This is a genomic window from Protofrankia sp. Cas4, assembly GCF_963555915.1.
Classification (GTDB): Bacteria; Actinomycetota; Actinomycetes; order Frankiales; family Frankiaceae; genus Protofrankia.
The window spans coordinates 1-3,417 of sequence record NZ_CAUVXL010000085.1; the positions used below are offsets into that span (position 1 = coordinate 1).

Consider the following 3,417-nt stretch of genomic DNA (forward strand, 5'->3'; position numbering starts at 1 on the left):
TCGGATGTTGCATCAGATGCAACTCTGCCTATTTACAGCATCGAGGCGAATGCATGACGAAGATCGTGTAGGCGGAGCCAGGGGAGTCCGGCCGTTGCCCGAAGCTGATCGAACCGGCGGTTGACGTTCCGTGGTTCCAGCGGGGTCCCGATCGACGAGGTGAACACCAGGCCCGTTTCCGTCCAGGAGTCGCCGCGTTCGAACCGTTCGCCCGCCTGTATCACCCGGTGTTGGCGTAGCAGGTCCATAAGTCGGGCCGGGATCGGTAGCTTCCGGTGTGAGCGGACGGTCTTCGCCGGCGTGAACGTCAGGGAGCCGTCGACCCGCTGGAGGCTCTGGCGGACGTGGAGGACTGCGCCGTCAAGGTTGACATCGGTCCAGCGCAGGCCGTGGATCTCCCCACGGCGTAGACCGAGCATCAGGCCACAGGCGAAGAGCGCTTCCAGGCGGTCACCGTGCAGAACCTCCATGAGGCGTCGTGCTTCCTCGGGCCGCAGCACCTGGACGTCCTTGTGCGCGACGGATGGTGCGCGTACCGCTTTCGCGACGTTGCGGGGCACGAGGTCGAGCCGTTCGGCTTCGGCGAGCGCGTTACGGATCAGTCCGTGCACGTGGCGGACGCTCACCGCAGACAGTCCGGCTGCCTTCGCCGCCGCGACAAGGCGTCGGACGTCGAGGGGAGTGAGCTTGTCGAGCTGGATTCGGCCCCGCAGCCCACCAAGGGCGCGAGGCTTTTGATCGTCTTATAGCAGAAGGTCGAGCATCGGCTAGACATGACGTGACCGAACAGCAGAGCTACCCGAGGCAGCTCCCGCCGAGCCAACGGACTGCCGCACGTGATCGCCGTATCCTGGAGGTGACAGAGGAGGCGCCGTGCACTTCACTCGGATCACCGTGAACCCCGCGCAGATGGGCGGTGTTCCATGCGTACGTGGGCTCCGCATACCGGTTGCCACCGTCGTCGGCATGATCGCGGATGGCATGACCATCGACGAGGTCACCACAGAGCTGCCCGACCTCAACCGGGAAGACGTGCGCGAAGCCCTCCGGTTTGCCGCCGAGGCGGTACTCGAACGCCAGCTCCCCCTCGTCATCCCCGCCTGACCTCGACGTGCGGTTCCTCCTCGACAACAACCTGTCCAACAGCCTCGCCGAGGGTCTGCGCTAGGCAGGACACGACGTCCTGCACGTGCGCGACGTCGGGCTCGGCGCAGCAGACGACGAAAAGGTCCTCGCGTTCGCCGGGCAGGACGACCGGACGCTCGTATCTGCGGACACCGACTTCGGCGGCATCCTCGCGCAGTCAGGGGCAGGCAGCCCGTCCGTCATCCTCTTCCGCCGCGAGGGCGGACGACGCCCGGCGGAACTGAACCGTTCCGGGTTCTTTAGAGACCGGGATGCTTACGCTTCGGCCAGCACAGCAGCTTCGTCCTGAAGATAGAAGGCCGATTCAAATTCGACCGGCGGCATGTCGCCGCAGCCGCTGTGGATGCGGCGGTGGTTGTACCAGTCGATCCACTCGAATGTCACGAGATCGACGTCATCGACCGTCCGCCACGGACCTTTACGATTGATCAGCTCGGTCTTGTAGATGCCGTTGACGGACTCCGCCAGGGCATTGTCGTACGAGTCCCCGACGCTGCCCACGGACGCTGCCCACGGACGCTGCCCACGGACGGTGTCGCGCAGGCTTCGACGAGCCGTTCGGTGTAGCGGATTGACGTGTACTGTGATCCTCGGTCAGAATGGTGCACGAGCCCGTTGAGCGAGCTCATGTCTTCGTATAATGGCGGTCACGAACCAAACGCTACTTCCGTGACGTCGCTCGCGATGTGAACCGACTCATGGCCATAGACGTCAGGCCGGTCTACTCGCAATACAAGGCAGAATCTACGATCAGCACCGTACGCTCTGCGTAGCACATCGAACTGGGAGCGTAAGAAATATGCGGCAGCAAGATTGGTAATACCGGACTGGCCCGCAATCAAAAAAAGCGGTTGGCCACGCGAGAAAGAAAATGCTCTTGCAAGTATTACATATTCTCGCTGGTTGGCTTCGCAGATGAACTCGGTATTGCCTGCGACGATAGCGATCGAATCATGTCGGTCCCGATCGTATGGTTTGAACCTCACGCCAGGGAGGTAGGTCGTCATGTGCCCAGCTGTTCTATGGTTGGCATCGGGCCCGCCAATACAGAACTCCACGCGACCACCGATGCCCCCTCGGAACTGGTCGGGCTGGAAAATCTGAAACACGACGCCTCCGTCGGTGGCGATACTCGCCACCTCAACCAATGCCCTAACATCGGAGCGATGTATGCCAAGCGGGTTGTTTATCTGTTGGCCGACGATGATGACGCACTCGCTGGCGGCAGAGAAACCAAAGAAAGCATGGTACTGGCTCTTTCTCTGGAGACGTTTTACTTGTTGCCAGCTCCAAACCAAGCTACCGCTTACAACGCTTGTCAATATCCCGATCGCGACATTAACTACGATCGATGACATTTAGCCCCCAGGAGAGGATGGTACGAAGGACTGGTCCCGACGTAGCTCGCTGCCGCATCGGAGCCCCGGTCGCCTCTGCCACGGTTCGACGGGTAGGACGGGAGGGGGCGCAGGTGCGGATCATTCGTAGAGCGTAGGTGTCTTGTTTCAGTGGTGACGGTCCGGCCCACCTGGCTGGAGCACTCGCGCATCTGCCACACCAGCGCGAGTCACTACGAAGCCGGTTCTGCTCGCCGCCGATGCTCCGAAGGCGGACAAGCGGGCCTGGTACAGCTTCTGAGCAGATGTGGTGGATGGCCAGGGACGACGACGGACGGCGGACCGAGGACCGGCCAGATAGCGAAACCCGGGGGCGTGCCATTCACGTGCCAGTGGCGACGGTCGGCATGTGGTCCCATCGGTGTCCTGTGGCGGGTACCGAACCGCCGTTGACCAGGGCGGGAACGTGTCCGCCCAGTTCGGAGCCAGTATCCGCACAGGTTTCCCAAGCTTGTAGCGTAGACCGTGTCGGTACGTGCTCTGATCCGTCCCCATGTACCCATGGGTGTACCCAAGCCGGCGGACGTTGGCGGACGAGTATGAACGCCGGCGGACGGCAAGTGCAGGTCGCGCCGACGCGGCGGACGTCCGCGGACATCGGCGAACGAACCGCTCTTTCCTCTTAATCTGCGGGTTCGGGGTTCAAGTCCCTGGCGGCGCACCCATCCTGACCAGCTGTTATCACTTTAGGTAGTTGCTTTTTCTCGATCTTGACAGTAACCGTCACGGCGACCGGATCGCAGTCACGTTCCATACTCCCTGGGGTGCGGTACCGTTTGAGGGGAGTCCGGTAGCGAGGAGGCCCGCTGTGTACGAGCCTGAGTTGCCGGCAGCCTTCCGCGATGTCGAGTTTGTTGATCCTCCGGAGTGGCTC

General features: G+C 62.2%; 3 protein-coding genes and 2 pseudogenes. 3 read left to right on the forward strand and 2 right to left on the reverse strand.

Features of this window, described 5'->3' with window-relative positions; all coding sequences use genetic code 11:
• Positions 1 to 32: 32 nt before the first annotated feature.
• The gene (locus U9979_RS07975; protein WP_322778858.1) at positions 33 to 626 is read right to left on the reverse strand and encodes a site-specific integrase; all 594 of its coding nucleotides are present in this window, start codon (positions 624 to 626) and stop codon (positions 33 to 35) included.
• A gap of 247 nt (positions 627 to 873) precedes the next feature.
• Here U9979_RS07975 and U9979_RS07980 point away from each other — a divergent pair, with 247 nt between their 5' ends.
• Together U9979_RS07980 and U9979_RS07985 are read left to right on the forward strand one after the other, a co-directional pair.
• Positions 874 to 1,104: a DUF433 domain-containing protein gene (locus U9979_RS07980; RefSeq protein ID WP_322751799.1), complete on the forward strand. Its 231-nt coding sequence runs from the start codon at positions 874 to 876 to the stop codon at positions 1,102 to 1,104.
• Positions 1,105 to 1,180: 76 nt separating this feature from the next.
• A pseudogene (locus U9979_RS07985) lies at positions 1,181 to 1,435 on the forward strand (DUF5615 family PIN-like protein); the annotation flags it as partial.
• On the opposite strand, the pseudogene U9979_RS07990 reads toward U9979_RS07985, so the two are convergent.
• A pseudogene (locus U9979_RS07990) lies at positions 1,402 to 1,760 on the reverse strand (transposase); the annotation flags it as partial. The pseudogenes U9979_RS07985 and U9979_RS07990 sit on opposite strands and share 34 nt — an antisense overlap.
• Positions 1,761 to 2,168: 408 nt before the next feature.
• Between U9979_RS07990 and U9979_RS07995 the strand changes: the two are divergent.
• Positions 2,169 to 2,501, forward strand: a complete 333-nt coding sequence (locus U9979_RS07995) for a hypothetical protein (protein ID WP_322778859.1) — start codon at positions 2,169 to 2,171, stop codon at positions 2,499 to 2,501.
• Positions 2,502 to 3,417 lie beyond the last annotated feature (916 nt).

Excerpts from the sequence above, each read along its gene's own strand:
- U9979_RS07995 (WP_322778859.1), top strand. The coding sequence starts at position 2,169 with ATGGTTGGCATCGGGCCCGCCAATACAGAACTCCACGCGACCACCGAT.